Below are 15,586 nucleotides of genomic sequence, written 5' to 3' on the forward strand. Positions count from 1 at the left end.
CTGACGGCCCGTCCAACTACCCCCGAGGGGTGCTGCCGGCCCCCGGTGTGTCGCCCCCCCCCGCCCCCCCCCCCACACCCCCCCCCCCCCCCCCCGGGGGGGGGGGGGGCCCCCCCCCCCCCCCCCCCACGACGTACTGCGTGTCAGTACTGGATCGAGCCACCCCACTGGGTGTTCACACCCGCGACGTTCAACGTCTGGAGCAGCTCGCCCGGCACGGGCAGTGTAGCCTTCGCGGCCGCATCGAGCGCGGCGGTGCCGCCCGGCTGCGCCTTGATCCAGTTCTCCACCGCGGCCTTGGCCAGGTTGGCCTGCGTGGTGTCGAGCACGGTCACCGTGGTGTTGTCACTGCGGCCGTCGCCACCGTTGAAGGTGGTGACCTTGACCGAGTTCGCGCCGATGTACTCGACCGACACACCGGCGTCACCGAAACCGCCACCCGGCGCCCGGTAGCCGACAGTGCCGACGTAGCCCGAGGCGTTGTTGTAGTGGTGGGTGTTGGCCAGGATGCCTGCACCGTCGATGGTGACGCCGAGTTCCTGGCGCGGGCCTTCCATCTCGACGACGGGCGCGGCGGGCGCGTTGGCCAGGCGCGGTGCCTGCCAGGCCGGTTCCTTCGGCTCCTGGATGAGGGTGTCCGGAGACTCGACCTCGGCCTGGGTGCCGGTCCCGTTGCCCTGACCGGACGGCACGCTGGGCTGCGTCTGCTGCTGTCCAGGCGTGGCGCCCGGCTGGCTCGGCGTGGTGCCCGGCTGGCCCGGCGTGGCGCCCGGCTGGCTCGGCGTGGTACCCGTCTCGGGCTTGGCGGTGCCCGGCTGATCGGGCGTCGCGCCTGCGCGCTCCGGCTGGACCGCGGGCTGCGCCTGTCCCGGCACCGGCAGCGGCGCGGTACGTGGCTTGGTGACACCGGGCTGGCTCGGCGTCGGCTTGGCGGGGACGGCCTGTTCCGGCTGACCCGGCGCGGGGCTGGTGACGCCCGGCTGGGCCGGCGTCGGCTTGGTTTCGCCCGGCTTGGCGCTCTCCGGGGTCTCCGGAGCTTCTACTTCGCCCGAAGGCTGGCCCGGCTGCGCAGGAGCCGGAGTCGCGGGTGTGGTCGGCTGGTCACTGGGGACCGCGCCTGCCGGTGCCGCGAGAAGGGTTGCCACGGCTGCCGCGGCAGCCAGCGGCAACGACGTGCTTGCCATCGCTCGCTGCGCCCGACTCGGCTTACGATGCTTCACTTTTCGTAATCCCTTTCCCGGAGGGAATCCCCCACTGCTCCACCACGCGATCAACATCTGATCACGCCTCGGCGGTGAGTCAACCACATGAGCGCGGGACAGGCAACGCAGCACCAGGTTTCGAGTTCACCCGGCGCCGCCTGCGCAAACACCTGGTGTGCGGGTTGCCGGGAAGCGACGAGCAGCGTTGGCGAACAACACAATTCGAAACCCGAAACCTCTTGTGATTCGTTTCACATTCTGGCGATACGGTCTCAGTCGAGGTCGTCGTGGCGCATCAGCAAACGTCCGGCTTCGGTGAGCGAACCGGTGAGCGAGGGGTACACCGAGAACGTCTGGGCCAGGTCGGTGACGGTCAGATTGTTCTGCACCGCCAGCGCGATCGGCAGGATCAGCTCCGAGGCGATCGGCGCGACCACCACACCACCGATCACCACACCGGTCGCCGGGCGGCAGAAGATCTTGACGAAGCCGCGCCGCAGCCCCGACATCTTCGCGCGCGGATTGGTGTTGAGCGGCAGCATCACTGTCCGCGCCGGGACCTCACCGTTGTCGATGGCGGTCTGACTGACACCGACGGTCGCGATCTCCGGACGGGTGAACACCGCCGAGGCCACCGTCTTCAGCCTGATCGGGCTCACACCCTCGCCGAGCGCGTGGTACATCGCGATCCGCCCCTGCATGGCGGCCACCGAGGCCAGCGGCAGCAGACCCGTGCAGTCGCCCGCGGCATAGATGCCGGGCACCGACGTACGCGAAACCCGGTCGACGCGAAGGTATCCGCCGCGATCGAGTTCGATACCGACCCGGTCGAGGCCGAGGTTCTGGGTGTTCGGGGTGGAGCCGACGGTCATCAGCGCGTGCGAGCCGGTGACGGTGCGGCCGTCGGACAGCTTCACCACGATGCCGTCGGCGGTGCGCTCCACGGCATCGGCACGGGCGTGCTTGACCAGCTCGACGCCGCGTTCGGCCAGGGCTTCCTCGAGCACGAGGGCGGCGTCGGCGTCCTCGCCGGGCAGCACGCGATCACGGCTGGACACGAGCTTCACCCGCACACCCATCTCGGTGTACGCGGACACGAATTCGGCGCCGGTGACACCGGATCCGACGACGACCAGCGTCTCCGGCAGCTCCGGCAGGTCGTAGAGCTGGCGCCAGTTCAGGATCCGCTCACCGTCGGGCTCGGCGCCGGGGAGCACCCGCGGGCTCGCGCCGGTCGCGATCAACACGACCTCGGCCTCGAACTCCTCGGTGCTGCCGTCGGTCAGCGTCGCGCGCACGCGATGCGCCAAACCCGGTGCTGGCCCGACCAATTCGCCGTAGCCCGGAAGTAGTTGCACGCCCGCGGCCTGCAACTTGGTGCGGATATCGGAAGACTGCGCCAGCGCGAGCGCCTTCACGCGAGCGTTCACCTCGGGCAGATGCACCTTGGCCTGGTCGGCATCGAGGGTGATGCCGAGATCGCGCGCGCGGCGCAGATCGGTGCGCAGGCCGGTCGAGGCGATGAACGTTTTCGACGGCACGCAATCCCACAGCACACAGGCGCCACCGATGCCGTCGGCGTCGATCAGGGTCACCGTGGCCCCGTGCTGGGCGGCTACCAGTGCCGCCTCGTATCCGGCCGGTCCACCGCCGATGATCGCAATCCGTGCCACCAGTCACGCTCCTTGTGCTCGCCTGATCGGACCTGGCCCCTTGTGAGGGCTCGCCCGTTGCTGTCGAGGCCATCATTTCAGGTGCGATGTGACACGGCCGGGTCGGATCGGTGAACAACGGTGCGCGTGTTGTGTGCCACGTTCTGTGCCATCGGCAAGTGTGACCGTCAGCCGATCTGGGTGGGAGACAGGAATTCCGCCATGGTTATTGGCTACAGTTTGATGGTGCCGATCTATGCCGCCTACGGGTCCAACATGGACTCGACGCAGATGCTGGAACGCTGCCCGCATTCGCCCATGTCCGGGACCGGGTGGCTGGAGGGTTGGCGCCTGACCTTCGCCGGTGACGACATCGGCTGGGAAGGGCCGTTGGCCACCGTCGTCGAGGATCCCGGCCAGCGGGTATTCGTCGTGCTCTACGACGTCTCCCCCGAGGACGAGGACAGCCTCGACCGCTGGGAGGGCTCCGACTTCGGGATCCACAAGAAGATCCGAATCCGGGTCACCGGCACCCAGGGCGAGTCCCGCCTGGCGTGGCTCTATGTCCTCGACGCCTACGAAGGCGGCCTCCCCTCGGCCCGCTACATCGGCGTCATCGCCGACGCGGCCGAAAAAGCAGGCGCCCCAGAGGACTACGTCCACGCCCTCCGCACCCGCAACAGCAAAAACGTCGGCCCAGGCGCTTAGCAGCACAGAAGAACATGGGTAACTCACCGGGTACGAGCTGACCCAGCCACCGCACGACCGCCGGCCGCCGGCCGCCGACGAAAGTCAGCGGCTGGCGAGTCCGGCCAAAATGCGCGGAGTGGCGGTCAAGCCTGGAGGATGAGGTTCGTCAAGGTACGCACGCCGACGGCCAGTGCGCGTTCGTCGATGTCGAACGTCGGCTGATGCAGGTCCAACTGCTCGCCGACGCCGGACCAGACTCCCAACCTGGCCATGGCGCCTGGCGCCTCTTCCAGGTACCAGGAGAAGTCCTCGCCGCCGCCGGACTGTGGGGTATCGGCGAGGGCGTCCTCACCCATTGCCAGCACCGCGTCCTCGAACATCAGCGCCGAGGTCGGATCGTTGACCACCGGTGGGACGCCGCGCTTGTAGTTGAGCTGGTAGCGCACGCCGGTGGGCGCGAGCAAGCCGTCGACGATCTCGCGGACCAGCGGTTCCAGCAGCAGCCAGGTGGCGTGATCGCCGGTGCGGACCGTGCCGGTGAGCATGCCCGTCTGCGGGATCGCATTGGGTGCCTTGCCCGCACTCACCGCGCCCCAGACCATGACGGTGCTGGTGCGCGGGTCAACGCGGCGACTCAGCAGGCCGGGCAAGCCCGTGATGACAGTTCCGATCGCGTAGACCAAGTCGCTGGTCAGATGCGGCCGCGAGGTGTGCCCACCGGGCGAGTCGAGCACCAGCTCGACGGTGTCGGCCGCCGAGGTGATGGCACCGGTCCGCACGCCGACCTTGCCGACCTCCAGACGCGGATCGCAATGCAGCGCGAAGATCCGGTCCACCCCGGCCATCCCGCCCGTCGCGACCACGTCGATCGCACCGCCCGGCATCACTTCCTCGGCAGGCTGGAATATCAGCCGTACCCCCACCGGCAGCCTGTCCTCGACCTCGGCGAGCGCGAGACCGGCACCGAGCAGCACGGTGGTGTGCGCGTCGTGCCCGCAGGCATGCGACACACCGGGCACGGTCGAGGCGAAGGTCAGGCCGGTGAATTCCTGCATCGGCAGCGCGTCCATATCGGCGCGCAAGGCGATGCGCGGACGATCGGTGGGGCCGAAATCGCAGATCAAGCCGGTGCCACCCGGCAGCACTTCCCAGCTCAGCCCGGCCTTGGTGAGCCAGCCCGACACGAATTCGGTGGTGGCGAACTCGGCACGGGACAACTCGGGGTTGGCGTGGATGTGTCTGCGCCATTGCACCAGGTCACCCGCGTGCTCGGCCAGCCATGCGTCGACGATCTCGGTTTCCGACATCAGAGTTGGTTCGGTGTCCGGCGTGGTCGGACACGCTGCGTTCTCGCGCGCCATCGAGTGGGTGCCAACACCCATCGATAGCGCGTCGGAGCCTGCGCGTGCGGTGCCCGGATGGCCGGAAATGGTCACCGAATGTCCTCCTGTCGTTCGATCAGCCGTTGCAACAACCTGTCCCTGTGTACTTCATCGCCCGCCACCGCGACAGCGGTACGTGCCAATGCCAGCGCGCCGTCGAGCACCGCCCGGTCCGCCGAGGCGTTCACCGCGGCGGCGGCGAACTCCGGCTGATGGGTGGCCGCGCCGCCGGCATCGATGCCGATCACCGGGTGGATACCGGGGATGACGTTGGTGACGTTGCCCATGTCGGTGCTCCCGAGCGGCCGCAGCACCTCGAGCTCGGGCGCGATCGGCGTCCGTCCCAATCCGGTGATCTGCGCGCGGTAGGCAGCGGAAAGAACCGGATCGGGGGTGAGCTCGGTATAGGTGGGCGCGAGCGTCCGTATGTCGTGGGTGCAGCCCGTCGCCAGGGCGCCCGCTTCGAAACACGCCTTCGCTCGGCGCATCAGGTCGTCGAGAGAGCCGGAATCGGCAGCGCGGAGGTAGTACAGCAACTCCGCGCGTCCGGGCACGATGTTGGGGGCTACGCCACCGTCGGACACTATACCGTGCAGCTGCTGGCCGGGTCGCAGATGTTGACGTAGCAAGCCGACAGCAACCTGGGTCAGGGTCACCGCGTCGCCCGCGTTGCGGCCCAGTTCGGGCGCGGCGCTGGCGTGGGCCTCACGGCCGTGGAAGACGATGGCGAGATCGGCCAGCGCCAGCGAACGCGCGCCGACGATGTCGCCGGGCCCAGGGTGGACCATCATCGCCATCGCGATGTCGTCGAAGGCGCCCGCTTCCAGCATGAGCACCTTGCCGCCGCCGCTCTCCTCCGCGGGCGTGCCGAGCACCACCACGGTCAGGCCGAGCGCGTCGGCCACCGCGGCCAGCCCGATGGCCGCGCCGACGGCGGACGCGGCGATGATGTTGTGCCCGCAGGCGTGCCCGATCTCGGGCAGAGCGTCGTATTCGGCGCAGATGCCGACAGTCAGCGGGCCGCTGCCGTAGACGGCACGAAAGGCCGTCGACAGCCCGGCGACGCCCGTGGTCACCGCGAATCCGCGCTCGACCAGCGGCGCGAGGACCTTCGCGACGCTACGCGTCTCGGCGAAGGCCAGCTCGGGTTCGGCGTGGATCGCGTGCGAGAGCCCGATCAGCTCGTCCGAGGCAGCCACAATCGCGGCGTCGGAGGCGGTGGCTGTGAGTTCGCCGGTGCGCGAGGGTGCCATACCCCCAGTCTTGCATCAGTGCCCGACAGCGGCGCACCGGCGAGCGTGGTCAGTTGCCGAAGGGAAGGTTCTCCGGGGTGACCGGGGTGGCCAGCGCGGCGAGGGTCTCGGCGTGCAGCGCGGTCTTGATGATCGGGGTGATCGGCTTGCGCAGGCTGGTCAGCGCGGCGGCACGGGCGATCGCGGCGGGCAGTACCTCGTCGGCGTCGGCCTTCGCATCGGCGATGCCGGCGGCGATGGCCTCGTCGGCACCGAAGCGGTGGCCGGTGGTCATCGCCTGGACGCACACCTGGTTGCTCAGGCGACCCTTCAGCAAGCCGTTCATGCCGATGGTGAACGGCATGCCGAGGTGCACCTCGGGCAGCGACCAGAAGCCACGGTCACCGCGCATCACGCGGAAGTCGTGGGAGGTGGCCAGCATGGCGCCCGCGCCGAACGCGTGGCCGTTGACCGCGGCGACCGTCGGCATCGGGAAGGTCAGCAGGCGGGTGTAGAGGGAGTGCACCCGGTCGAGGTAGCCGTGGACCTTGTCCAGGTTGCCGAAGACGTAATCGGTGTCGAGGCCGTTGCTGTAGTACTTACCGGTCGCGACGGTGACCAGCGCGGCAGCGCCCTCGGACGCCTCGACCTTGTCGAGTGCGGCGTGGAAGGCGTCGATCCAGCCCGGCGAGAAACGGTTCTCGTTGTCGGTCTCACCCTCGTTGCCGAGGTACAGGACGAAAACATCACCAGAGCGCTCCAAATACGGCATGCAGGGAGAATAAACCGCGACGGAAGGCGTACCTACTCGCGGGTACGACACGCAGGAGCCCGATGTTGTCCAACCATGGTCACTCGGCCCGAGGACGCCCATCCCCGCTGCCGCTTAGACTTCGTTTCATGACTGCCGAACAGGCCGCTGCGGCGATTGCCGAACGTACGGGAGTGCCGCGTCATCGCGTGGCCGTGGTGCTGGGATCGGGGTGGCAGGAGGCAGCAGCCGAGATCGGCGCGCCGCATGCCTCGATCCCCATGACGGAGCTACCCGGCTTCGGTAAACCCAGCGCGCAGGGTCACGGCGGCATGGTGCATTCGGTCACCGTGAACGACAACAATGTGCTGCTGCTGATGGGTCGCCAGCACCTGTACGAGGGCTACACACCCCAGCAGGTGGTGCATCCGGTGACCGCGGCGATCGCGGCGGGCGCCGAGATCGTGCTGCTCACCAATGCCGCGGGCGGACTCAGAGCGGGGCTGGCTGTGGGTGAGCCGGTGCTGATCGCCGACCACATCAACCTCACCGCGCGCACCCCGCTGGTAGGCGCGCGGTTCGTCGACCTGGTCGATGCCTGGGATCCCGAATTGCGGGCGCTGACAAGGGAAATCGATCCGAGTCTGACCGAGGGTGTGTACGCCGGGCTCACCGGACCGCAGTACGAGACGCCTGCCGAGATCCGCATGCTCGCGACCATCGGCGCCGATCTGGTCGGCATGTCGACGGTGCTGGAGGCCATCGAGGCGCGGTCGCTCGGCGCGAAGGTGCTCGGCATCTCGCTGGTCACCAATATGGCCGCGGGCGTTACCGGGGAACATCTTTCGCACGCCGAGGTGCTGGCCGAGGGGCAAGCCGCCGCGCCCCGGCTCGGCAAGCTGCTGCGCGGCATTCTGGAGCGCGTGTAGATGCTGCGGTTCGGGACCGCGGGCCTGCGTGGACCGTTGCGCGAAGGCCCCGACGGGATGAACGTGACAACGGTGTCGCGGGCCACGGCCGGACTGACCGACTGGTTGCGTGCGCGGTGCCTCGGCGGTGGGGCGGTTGTGGTCGGGCGCGACGCGCGGCACGGATCTGCCGAGTTCGCCACCGCGACGGCGGAGATCTTCGCTGCCGCAGGGTTTCCGGTGACGGTGCTGGCCGATCCGGTGCCGACTCCGGTGGTGGCGTTCGCGGTGCGTGAGCTGGGCGCGGTGGCCGGGGTGCAGATCACCGCCTCGCACAACCCGCCCGCTGACAACGGTTACAAGGTGTATCTCGACGGCGGGTCGCAGCTGATCGCTCCCGCCGACAGCGAGATCGAGAAGGCCATCGAGGCGGTGATCGAACCGATTGCGCGGGAACCTGTTCCGGTATCCGGCGCCGACCTGGTCGATCGGTATCTCGCACGCGTCGCGGAATTGCCCGGCCTGCTCGGTGGGCCAGGTGCACGAGCGGATGTGCGGATCGCGCTCACCGCGCTGCACGGTGTCGGCGGTGAGCTCGCGGTGCGCGCGCTGGCCGCGGCGGGGTTCACCGACGTGCACGTGGTCGATGAACAGTTCGCCCCCGATCCCGACTTTCCCACCGTCGCCTTCCCGAATCCAGAAGAGCCGGGCGCTGCCGATCTGCTGCTCGCGCTGGCCGAGCGGATCGATGCCGATGTCGCGATCGCGCTCGATCCCGATGCCGATCGCTGCGCCCTCGGCGTACCTGGTCCTGCTGGCTGGCACATGGTGCGTGGTGACGAAACCGGTGTGCTGCTGGCCGATTACGTGCTGCGTACCGGTCCCACCGATCCGCTGGTCGCCACGACCATCGTGTCCTCGCGTCTGCTGTCGAAGCTGGCCGCCGCGCGATCGGCGCGCTACGCCGAGACCCTCACCGGCTTCAAATGGCTGGCCAGGGCAGGCGATGGACTCGTATACGCCTACGAGGAGGCCATCGGGCACTGCGTCGATCCCACGAAGGTCCGTGACAAGGACGGCATCTCGGCCGCCGTCGCCGCCGCGGATCTCGTGGCCCTGCTGAAAGCTCAGGGCCGAACGCTGCAGGACGAACTCGACTCCTACGCTGTCGAATTCGGCCTGCACGCGGGAGATCAGGTCTCACTGCGCCTGCCGGACCAGGCCGCCGCGAGCGTGCTGGTCGCCGCCCTGCGCGCGGACCCGCCCAGCGAAATCGCCGGTACCCCGGTGAAATTCACCGACCAGGCGCAGGTCCGCGGCCGGCTACGCACCGACGCGCTGGTCTTCGACGCCGACGACTTCCGTATCGTCGTCCGCCCCTCTGGCACCGAACCCAAACTCAAGTGCTACCTGGAGGTATTCGCCCAGGTATCCGAACCGGACGACCTGAACAACGCCAGACAGCTTGCCGCCCAGCGACTCTCCGAGCTCACCACGTTCTGCCGGTCGCTGGCAGGAGGCAAGGAATAGTCGACCGCCTGGAATCGCTCGCCCGGCCGCGCTGAGTCAGCGTGGGCCGAACTAGGGGTCACCCGCATCGCCGAGGCCGGGACCCGGCTCGCGGAACAACTCGCGGCTGGGATCGCCGAATACGTCGTGCGCCGGAAGCCCCGCCGTGGGCAGCGGCGACGTCTCCTGGTGTCCGTGCTCGATCGAGCATCGACGGAAAGGTCCGTTCCCGTCGGTCAGAGCCCGCAGATGCGGATCGGCATGGTCCAAAAACCAGAGACTGATGCCGAGCCCACCTTCGAGCCGGTGGCGTTCCCACACCCGCCACAGCGCGTCCAGCCGGATGGCCGCGCTCGGGTGCCGCCACCACTCCGGACACCAGTTGAGCTGATCGTCCGGCCGATACCCCAGCGCGTCACCGAACACTCGGACGAAATAGTCGTCCACCCAGGCCGCGACATCGCTGTAAACCAGCTCGAACGGCTTCTCCGGCCCGGTAACCCCACTCCCCATGCCTGCCAGGATCTCACGAAAACCGGGCGGTGGGAGGCCGATTCAGCGTGGGCCGAACTGGCGGTCGCCCGCGTCGCCGAGGCCGGGGACGATGTAGGCGTGCTCGTTGAGGCGGTCGTCGATGGCGGCGGTGATCAGGCGGACCGGCAAGCCCGAGCCAGCCAGGGCGGCAACGCCTTCCGGGGCGGAGACGACGCAGATGGCGGTGATGTCGGTGGCCCCGCGGGCGACGAGGAGTTCGATGGTGTGGCGCATCGAACCGCCGGTGGCCAGCATCGGGTCGAGGACGAATACCGGCAGGCCGGTGAGGTCGGCGGGCAGGGATTCGAGGTAAGGCACCGGCTCGTGGGTCTGCTCGTCGCGGGCGATGCCGACGAAACCGACGCGGGCTTGCGGCACGAGTTCGGCTGCGGCGTAGACCATGCCGAGCCCGGCCCGAAGCACCGGAACCAGCAGCGGAGGCGACGCCAACCGGACGCCTTCGGTGACCGCGACCGGCGTGTCGATCGGTTCGCGCACCACCGGCGCGTCGCGCAGCGCCTCGTACATGAGGATGCCGGTGAGATCGGCCAGAGCATTGCGGAAGGTGGCGTTGTCGGTACGAGCGTCCCGCATGGTGCTGAGCAGGGTCGAGGCGAGCGGATGGTCGACAGTGTCGGTGCGCATGAAAAGACGATAGGGTCGCTTGGCGCTTCGCGCCTACGACCGCTGGGGAAATATTTTCGCAGTCGAGGGAACCGAATGCGGAGTCGGTGCGTCCAAGATAATGAGTGACGTACTCTGCCCGGGAACTCGAGGATTGGGGGAAGTTCGATGACGAAAAAGATGTCGGCCGATGCCGAGGGCATCGTCGCGTACAGCGCGGCTGCCGAGGTGATGGCGACGGAACTGGCCACGGCGGCAGCTGGATCGGTTGCCTCCGACCCCACCCTGCTCGGCCCCATCATGGGTCTCATCGGCGGCGATTTCACCGCTGCCTACTCCGCCGCCCATGCCGGTCACGTGGCGTCGATCGCGCAGCTGTCGGCGGTCATGGGGAGCATGGGGCTGGCCACCGCCAGCGCCGCGACCACCCTGGTCGAGACCGACCTGAACAACGCGGCCGGGCTCTCCGCGGCCGCGGGCGATATCGGTACCGACGCATGATCGACCTCAGCGGGCTGGCTCAGCCCCTCCTCGATCTGCTGTCGAGCTTCGGCTCCGGCGTGCTCGGCACCGGCGGCGCGTCCGACGGCTTGCGCTCGACCTCGATCAACCTCGACCAGATCTATCAACAGGGTCGCTACAGCATCAACAACGTGAACACCGCGTGGGACGGCCAGGCCGTCGACGCGGCCACCGCCAAGGCGCTGCGCGTGCAGACCTCCTCGGCCACCCTGTCCGACAACGGCACCGAGATGGCGACCGTCGTCGACCAGGCCGCCGCCTATGTGGAGACCGGGCAGAAGGAACTCGACGGGATCGTGAACTCGTTCCTGTCCCAGGTGTCCGCGCTCAGCCCCACCCTCGGCACACCCGCCGGTCTGACCGCCGTGGTGAGCTCGGCGATCGACCACATCGGTCAGGGCATGGGCGTCGTCGGCCGGGTGCAGGACGAAATGAGCACCCAGACCGCCGCGATCCAGGAGCTCACCCCCGCACCGTCGAGCACGGCGCTGGCGAGCGTCTCCTCCGGCGCGAGCAACCTCGTGTCCTCGGCGTCGAGTTCCGGTCTGCTCTCGACCGCGGCGAGCACCGGCAGCACGGTGCTCAGTGCGATGGGATCCGGTCTGTCGACGGCGATGGGTGGCAGCAACAGCAGCACCAGCGGCTCCAAGTCGACCACCACCGGCGGAACCTCCGCGGGCACGGGCGGATCGACGGGGTCGTCGGCCGGTTCGTCGACCGGGTCGGGCACCGGCATCAAGATCACCCTGCCCGACGGCAGTACGGTCGAGGCGCCCAACGAGAAGGCCGCGACCGCGGTCCGCTCGGCCATCGGCGCCGTCGGCACCCCGTACGTCTGGGGCGGCAACGACCCGCAGGCGGGCATCGACTGCAGCGGGCTCACCAAGTACGCCTACGGCGAGGCCGGAGTCGAGCTCCCGCGCCTCGCGCAGGAACAGCACATCGGAAACCCCCAGGTATCCCCCGGTGACCTGATGCCGGGCGATCTGGCCGTGTGGGACGGCCATGTCGCCATGGTGGTCGGCAACGGGCAGCTCGTCGAGGCCGGCGATCCGGTTTCGATCAGTTCCATCCGAACGGAGAACAGTGGCATGGAGTTCTACGGCTTCTACAGGCCCACCGAATGAGCGGCACGCCGATCCCCGAGGTGCCGAATGTGGAGTCAGCGGTCAGCAGTAACCGCTCGGGCACGATCTCGGTCCGCGCGACCAGCATGGGTCTGCCGATCGCGCTCAAATTCGAACGCAGCGAATACCAGTTCGGCGCCCAGGCGCTGGCCGACGAGATCCTGCGCCTGACCCGGCGCTCGACCATCGCCGCCGCCGCCCGCCTGCGCGAGGTCTACAGCGAGCAGGCGCAGATCCCCGACGAACTGCTCGACAAGATGAACCTGCCCACCCGGCGGCAGGCGGTCGACGAACTCGATCGCATCGACGATGCCGACACCGGTCAGACGAGTTGGATGAGGCCACTGTGAGTGCGGAAATGGACGCCCTGGTCGCGGGCGTCACCGGAAAACTCGAGGCGCTCGAGGCGGCGCTGTACGGGTTGAAGCAGGTCAACGGGCGTTTCACCACCGAGGACGGGCTGGTCACCGCCGAGGTGAACAGCGACGGCGCCCTCGTCGGCCTGACGCTGGACGAAGCCATCACCACACTGGCGCCCCCCGAGGCCGCCGCGCTCATCCTGTCGGCCTGCAAGCAGGCCACCGAGACCGCTGGAGAGGCACGTTCCAACATCATTGCGACACTGAACGAATCGCTCACCGGTTCGAGTGCACAGCCCGGCGGGCAATTAGCACCCGGGCCGGATAGTGCCCGGCGCTCGAGCTAGCTAGGCTTCGCGTCATGGCTTCTGGAGACATCGTCCCGATCGAGCTCGGTCTGACCGATGGCGATCTCGTCACCCTGTGGGCACCGCGCTGGCGCGACGGTGACGACGAGTGGGAGGCGTTCCTCGGTCACGAGGACGACCTCTACGGATTCGAGTCCGTTGCGGAGCTGGCGGCGTTCATCCGCACCAACTCCGACAACGACCTCGTCGACCACCCGTCCTGGGCGGTCATCGCCGGCCTATCGGCCGCTGAGCTGGAGCCGGAGGAGAATTTCAGCTTCGATCTGGTCTCCGTGCCGGAGCTGGCCGCGGGCGACCCGGACGTCGATGTCGTCGGCGAGCTCGAGGACACCCTGGCGATGGTGCGCAATATCGCCGAGGTGTGCGAGCTCGACGTGGTGACCAAGTTCTTCGGCAACAACCCGGTGCTCGGCGCACTGGCCAGCGGGGCGAGCACCTTCGTCGGCCGCGACGGCGAAGAGCTGTGGGACCAGGTCGGTGCCGCGATCGTCAAGGGCTGGGACGACGTGCTCGACGCGATCGACAGCGTCGTGAGCACGCCCGAGGTCGACGCGGCCGCGGTCGCCGTCGCCGAGGCGGAGCTGCTGGCGGCCGAGGAGAACGAGGTCGACGCCGACGATGTCGCCGAGGAGGAGGAAGAGTTCGAGAACGTCGACCTCACCGCCTCCGACGACGACGAAGACGAGTCCTTCTGGGACGGGGTCGGCATCGACCCCGTCAAGATCGTCACTTCCGACGGCGAGCAGTTCACCCTGCGCTGCTACCTCGACGACGAGCCGATCTTCCTCGGAAACGGCAGCACCATCACCGTCTTCGGTTCCGAGCGCGCACTGGCCCGCTACCTGGCCGACGATCACGAGCACGAGCTGGCCCGGGTGTCGACCTTCGCCGAGGTGCAGACCGCGGCGGTGGACGGTTCGCTCGAGGTCGAGGTGACCGACGAGAACGTCTACGTGCTCACCGGTTTGGTCGACGATCTGGCCGAAGGGCCGGAGGCGGTCGACATCGAACAGCTCGATCTCGCGGTCGAACTGTTCAGCGACGCGGCCGACTACGCCGATGACGACAGCGTGGAAACGGCTCTCGCCCAGTCGAATCCGCTCGGCTGGTACGTCTCGTACCTGCTCAACCCGGACCCGAACCGGATGGCGCCGAACCCGCCGTACGCGACGGAAGCCCAGCAGTTCCGCGACCTGCAGCGTGCGTTCGAAGCGCGGCTCGTCAGCGAATAAGCTCTCGATGAGATCAGGGGTGGCACCGATGCGGTGCCACCCCTGATTCATGTCAACCGAGCAGAACCGCGTAGCCCGGCTTGATCACTTCGTCGATGATCTTCAGCCGGTCCGGGAACGGGATGAAGGCCGACTTCATGGCGTTGATGGTGAAACGTTCCAGGTCGCTCCAGCCGTAGCCGAAGGTGTCGACCAGCTTGAGCATCTCCTCGCTCATGGAGGTGTCGCTCATCAGGCGGTTGTCGGTGTTGACGGTGACCCGGAAACGCAGGCGGGCGAGCAGGTCGAACGGATGCTTGTCCAGCGAGGGCACCGCGCCGGTCTGCACATTCGACGAGGGACACAGTTCCAGCGGCACCCGCATATCGCGCACATAGTTCGCGACCAGGCCGAGCTGCGCGTCCTCGATGTCGCCCGGGACGCTGATGTCGTCGGTGATCCGCACCCCGTGGCCGAGCCGATCACAGCCGCAGAACGCGAGCGCCTCGTGAATCGACGGCAAGCCGAACGCCTCACCCGCGTGAATCGTGAAGTGCGCGTGGTTGGCTCGCAGATACTCGAACGCGTCGAGGTGGCGGGTGGGAGGGAATCCCGCCTCGGCGCCCGCGATGTCGAACCCGCCGACACCGGCGTCACGGAACCGCACGGTGAGCTCCGCGATCTCGCGCGACCTTGCTGCGTGCCGCATCGCCGTGAGCAGACACGTCACCCGAATGACATCGCCCTGCTCAGCCGCGATCGCCTCGCCCTCCCGGAACCCCGCGAGGGTGTGCTCCACGACCTCGTCGAGGGTGAGGCCCTTCTCCAGATGTTGCTCGGGCGCGAACCGCACCTCCGCGTAGACGACCCCGTCGGCCGCGAGGTCGACAGCGCATTCCCGCGCCACCCTGCGCAGCCCCTCCGGGGTCTGCATCACCGCGACCGTATGCGCGAACGTCTCGAGATACCGCTCGAGCGATCCGCTGTCGGCAGCGTCGCGAAACCACGCCCCCAAACTCTCGGCATCGGCAGCGGGTAGTTCGTCATAGCCGCAATCAGCGGCCAGCTCTAGCACCGTCGCGGGCCGCAGACCACCATCGAGGTGATCGTGCAGCAATGCCTTCGGTGCGCGTCGGATCGAAGCAAGGTCAAGGGGCGCCGGTCCAGTCATGTAAAGACGGTAGCCGCCCACGCCGATCCCGGCAGCGAACTTCCTCCGTGGCAACCGTCTCGTTGATTATCCGCCCCGCAAAGGACTATTGCGGGCCACCCACCGCCTCCCACACACCCATCCACACGGGACCCTGAGACCCCGCCTACCGCACCACCAGCCACACCCCACACCCCAAATCCGCCATGACCGCACCCCCAACCACCGCACTCCCGACCCCTAGGGAGGGACGGCCACGAAGTGGCCGGGGGGGGGGGGGGGGGGGGGGTGTTGCACGGGAGGGAGAGGAGGGAGGGGGGAAACGACCAGAAGAAGGAAGGGGGCCGCCGCGAGGCGGCGCACCG

General features: G+C 68.5%; 16 protein-coding genes. 8 read left to right on the forward strand and 8 right to left on the reverse strand.

The annotated features are described in order from the left end of the window. Window positions 1–143: 143 nt before the first annotated feature. The gene (locus ACFWPX_RS23090) at window positions 144–1,184 is read right to left on the reverse strand and encodes a hypothetical protein (protein ID WP_378919931.1); all 1,041 of its coding nucleotides are present in this window, start codon (window positions 1,182–1,184) and stop codon (window positions 144–146) included. A gap of 290 nt (window positions 1,185–1,474) precedes the next feature. Further along, window positions 1,475–2,875, reverse strand: a complete 1,401-nt coding sequence (locus ACFWPX_RS23095) for an NAD(P)H-quinone dehydrogenase (protein WP_378919933.1) — start codon at window positions 2,873–2,875, stop codon at window positions 1,475–1,477. A gap of 225 nt (window positions 2,876–3,100) precedes the next feature. Between ACFWPX_RS23095 and ACFWPX_RS23100 the strand changes: the two genes are divergently transcribed. Further along, complete coding sequence (locus ACFWPX_RS23100; RefSeq protein WP_378919964.1) at window positions 3,101–3,562, forward strand: gamma-glutamylcyclotransferase; 462 nt, start codon at window positions 3,101–3,103, stop codon at window positions 3,560–3,562. 125 nt (window positions 3,563–3,687) lie between these two features. Here ACFWPX_RS23100 and ACFWPX_RS23105 read toward each other — a convergent pair whose 3' ends face one another. The 3 genes from ACFWPX_RS23105 to ACFWPX_RS23115 all read right to left on the reverse strand — a co-directional run bounded on the left by ACFWPX_RS23105 (window position 3,688) and on the right by ACFWPX_RS23115 (window position 6,930). Continuing rightward, a complete protein-coding gene (locus ACFWPX_RS23105; RefSeq protein ID WP_378919966.1) occupies window positions 3,688–4,851 on the reverse strand; it encodes a M20 family metallopeptidase in 1,164 nt (387 codons plus the stop codon). A gap of 125 nt (window positions 4,852–4,976) precedes the next feature. Continuing rightward, entirely contained in the window at window positions 4,977–6,179 is a 1,203-nt protein-coding gene (locus ACFWPX_RS23110) for a M20 family metallopeptidase (RefSeq protein WP_378919935.1), read from the reverse strand. Window positions 6,180–6,228: 49 nt separating this feature from the next. Further along, a complete protein-coding gene (locus tag ACFWPX_RS23115; RefSeq protein WP_378919937.1) occupies window positions 6,229–6,930 on the reverse strand; it encodes an enoyl-CoA hydratase-related protein in 702 nt (233 codons plus the stop codon). A gap of 128 nt (window positions 6,931–7,058) precedes the next feature. Between ACFWPX_RS23115 and ACFWPX_RS23120 the strand changes: the two genes are divergently transcribed. Next, window positions 7,059–7,838, forward strand: coding sequence for a purine-nucleoside phosphorylase (locus tag ACFWPX_RS23120; RefSeq protein ID WP_378919939.1), 780 nt, complete (start codon window positions 7,059–7,061; stop codon window positions 7,836–7,838). Further along, the gene (locus ACFWPX_RS23125) at window positions 7,839–9,347 is read left to right on the forward strand and encodes a phospho-sugar mutase (protein ID WP_378929048.1); all 1,509 of its coding nucleotides are present in this window, start codon (window positions 7,839–7,841) and stop codon (window positions 9,345–9,347) included. A 51-nt stretch (window positions 9,348–9,398) separates the two neighbouring features. On the opposite strand, the gene ACFWPX_RS23130 is transcribed toward ACFWPX_RS23125, so the two are convergent. Together ACFWPX_RS23130 and upp are read right to left on the reverse strand one after the other, a co-directional pair. Then, window positions 9,399–9,839, reverse strand: coding sequence for a DUF4913 domain-containing protein (locus ACFWPX_RS23130; protein ID WP_378919943.1), 441 nt, complete (start codon window positions 9,837–9,839; stop codon window positions 9,399–9,401). A 42-nt stretch (window positions 9,840–9,881) separates the two neighbouring features. Next, window positions 9,882–10,505 carry a uracil phosphoribosyltransferase gene (gene upp / locus ACFWPX_RS23135; protein WP_378929049.1) on the reverse strand — a complete coding sequence of 208 codons (624 nt, stop codon included), beginning with the start codon at window positions 10,503–10,505 and terminating at the stop codon, window positions 9,882–9,884. Between the two features lie 147 nt (window positions 10,506–10,652). On the opposite strand from upp, the gene ACFWPX_RS23140 reads away from it, so the two are divergent. Genes ACFWPX_RS23140 through ACFWPX_RS23160 form a run of 5 tightly spaced genes read left to right on the forward strand, consistent with a single transcriptional unit; the run spans window position 10,653 to window position 14,092 of the window. Continuing rightward, window positions 10,653–10,985, forward strand: coding sequence for a hypothetical protein (locus ACFWPX_RS23140; protein ID WP_378919947.1), 333 nt, complete (start codon window positions 10,653–10,655; stop codon window positions 10,983–10,985). Next, the gene (locus ACFWPX_RS23145) at window positions 10,982–12,133 is read left to right on the forward strand and encodes a C40 family peptidase (RefSeq protein ID WP_378929050.1); all 1,152 of its coding nucleotides are present in this window, start codon (window positions 10,982–10,984) and stop codon (window positions 12,131–12,133) included. Before ACFWPX_RS23140 ends, ACFWPX_RS23145 begins: the two co-directional genes overlap by 4 nt. Beyond that, the gene (locus ACFWPX_RS23150; protein WP_067447900.1) at window positions 12,130–12,483 is read left to right on the forward strand and encodes a hypothetical protein; all 354 of its coding nucleotides are present in this window, start codon (window positions 12,130–12,132) and stop codon (window positions 12,481–12,483) included. The genes ACFWPX_RS23145 and ACFWPX_RS23150 overlap by 4 nt, the downstream gene beginning before the upstream one ends. Then, window positions 12,480–12,839 (forward strand): YbaB/EbfC family nucleoid-associated protein, encoded by a 360-nt coding sequence (locus ACFWPX_RS23155; RefSeq protein WP_378929051.1) that lies wholly within the window; start codon window positions 12,480–12,482, stop codon window positions 12,837–12,839. The genes ACFWPX_RS23150 and ACFWPX_RS23155 overlap by 4 nt, the downstream gene beginning before the upstream one ends. A 14-nt stretch (window positions 12,840–12,853) precedes the next feature. After that, entirely contained in the window at window positions 12,854–14,092 is a 1,239-nt protein-coding gene (locus ACFWPX_RS23160; protein WP_378919954.1) for a primosomal protein, read from the forward strand. Window positions 14,093–14,144: 52 nt separating this feature from the next. Here the strand turns inward: ACFWPX_RS23160 and ACFWPX_RS23165 are convergent, their stop codons facing one another. Next, window positions 14,145–15,242 carry an adenosine deaminase gene (locus ACFWPX_RS23165; RefSeq protein WP_378919968.1) on the reverse strand — a complete coding sequence of 366 codons (1,098 nt, stop codon included), beginning with the start codon at window positions 15,240–15,242 and terminating at the stop codon, window positions 14,145–14,147. Window positions 15,243–15,586: the final 344 nt, after the last annotated feature.

Origin of the sequence: Nocardia sp. NPDC058518 (assembly GCF_042719655.1) — a bacterium.
GTDB lineage: Bacteria > Actinomycetota > Actinomycetes > Mycobacteriales > Mycobacteriaceae > Nocardia.

Coding starts and splice junctions, on each gene's coding strand:
- ACFWPX_RS23090 (WP_378919931.1), bottom strand. CDS start 1,184: ATGGCAAGCACGTCGTTGCCGCTGGCTGCCGCGGCAGCCGTGGCAACC.
- ACFWPX_RS23105 (WP_378919966.1), bottom strand. CDS start 4,851: ATGTCGGAAACCGAGATCGTCGACGCATGGCTGGCCGAGCACGCGGGT.
- ACFWPX_RS23110 (WP_378919935.1), bottom strand. CDS start 6,179: ATGGCACCCTCGCGCACCGGCGAACTCACAGCCACCGCCTCCGACGCC.
- ACFWPX_RS23115 (WP_378919937.1), bottom strand. CDS start 6,930: ATGCCGTATTTGGAGCGCTCTGGTGATGTTTTCGTCCTGTACCTCGGC.
- ACFWPX_RS23120 (WP_378919939.1), top strand. CDS start 7,059: ATGACTGCCGAACAGGCCGCTGCGGCGATTGCCGAACGTACGGGAGTG.
- ACFWPX_RS23125 (WP_378929048.1), top strand. CDS start 7,839: ATGCTGCGGTTCGGGACCGCGGGCCTGCGTGGACCGTTGCGCGAAGGC.
- ACFWPX_RS23130 (WP_378919943.1), bottom strand. CDS start 9,839: ATGGGGAGTGGGGTTACCGGGCCGGAGAAGCCGTTCGAGCTGGTTTAC.
- upp (WP_378929049.1), bottom strand. CDS start 10,505: ATGCGCACCGACACTGTCGACCATCCGCTCGCCTCGACCCTGCTCAGC.
- ACFWPX_RS23140 (WP_378919947.1), top strand. CDS start 10,653: ATGACGAAAAAGATGTCGGCCGATGCCGAGGGCATCGTCGCGTACAGC.
- ACFWPX_RS23145 (WP_378929050.1), top strand. CDS start 10,982: ATGATCGACCTCAGCGGGCTGGCTCAGCCCCTCCTCGATCTGCTGTCG.
- ACFWPX_RS23150 (WP_067447900.1), top strand. CDS start 12,130: ATGAGCGGCACGCCGATCCCCGAGGTGCCGAATGTGGAGTCAGCGGTC.
- ACFWPX_RS23160 (WP_378919954.1), top strand. CDS start 12,854: ATGGCTTCTGGAGACATCGTCCCGATCGAGCTCGGTCTGACCGATGGC.
- ACFWPX_RS23165 (WP_378919968.1), bottom strand. CDS start 15,242: ATGACTGGACCGGCGCCCCTTGACCTTGCTTCGATCCGACGCGCACCG.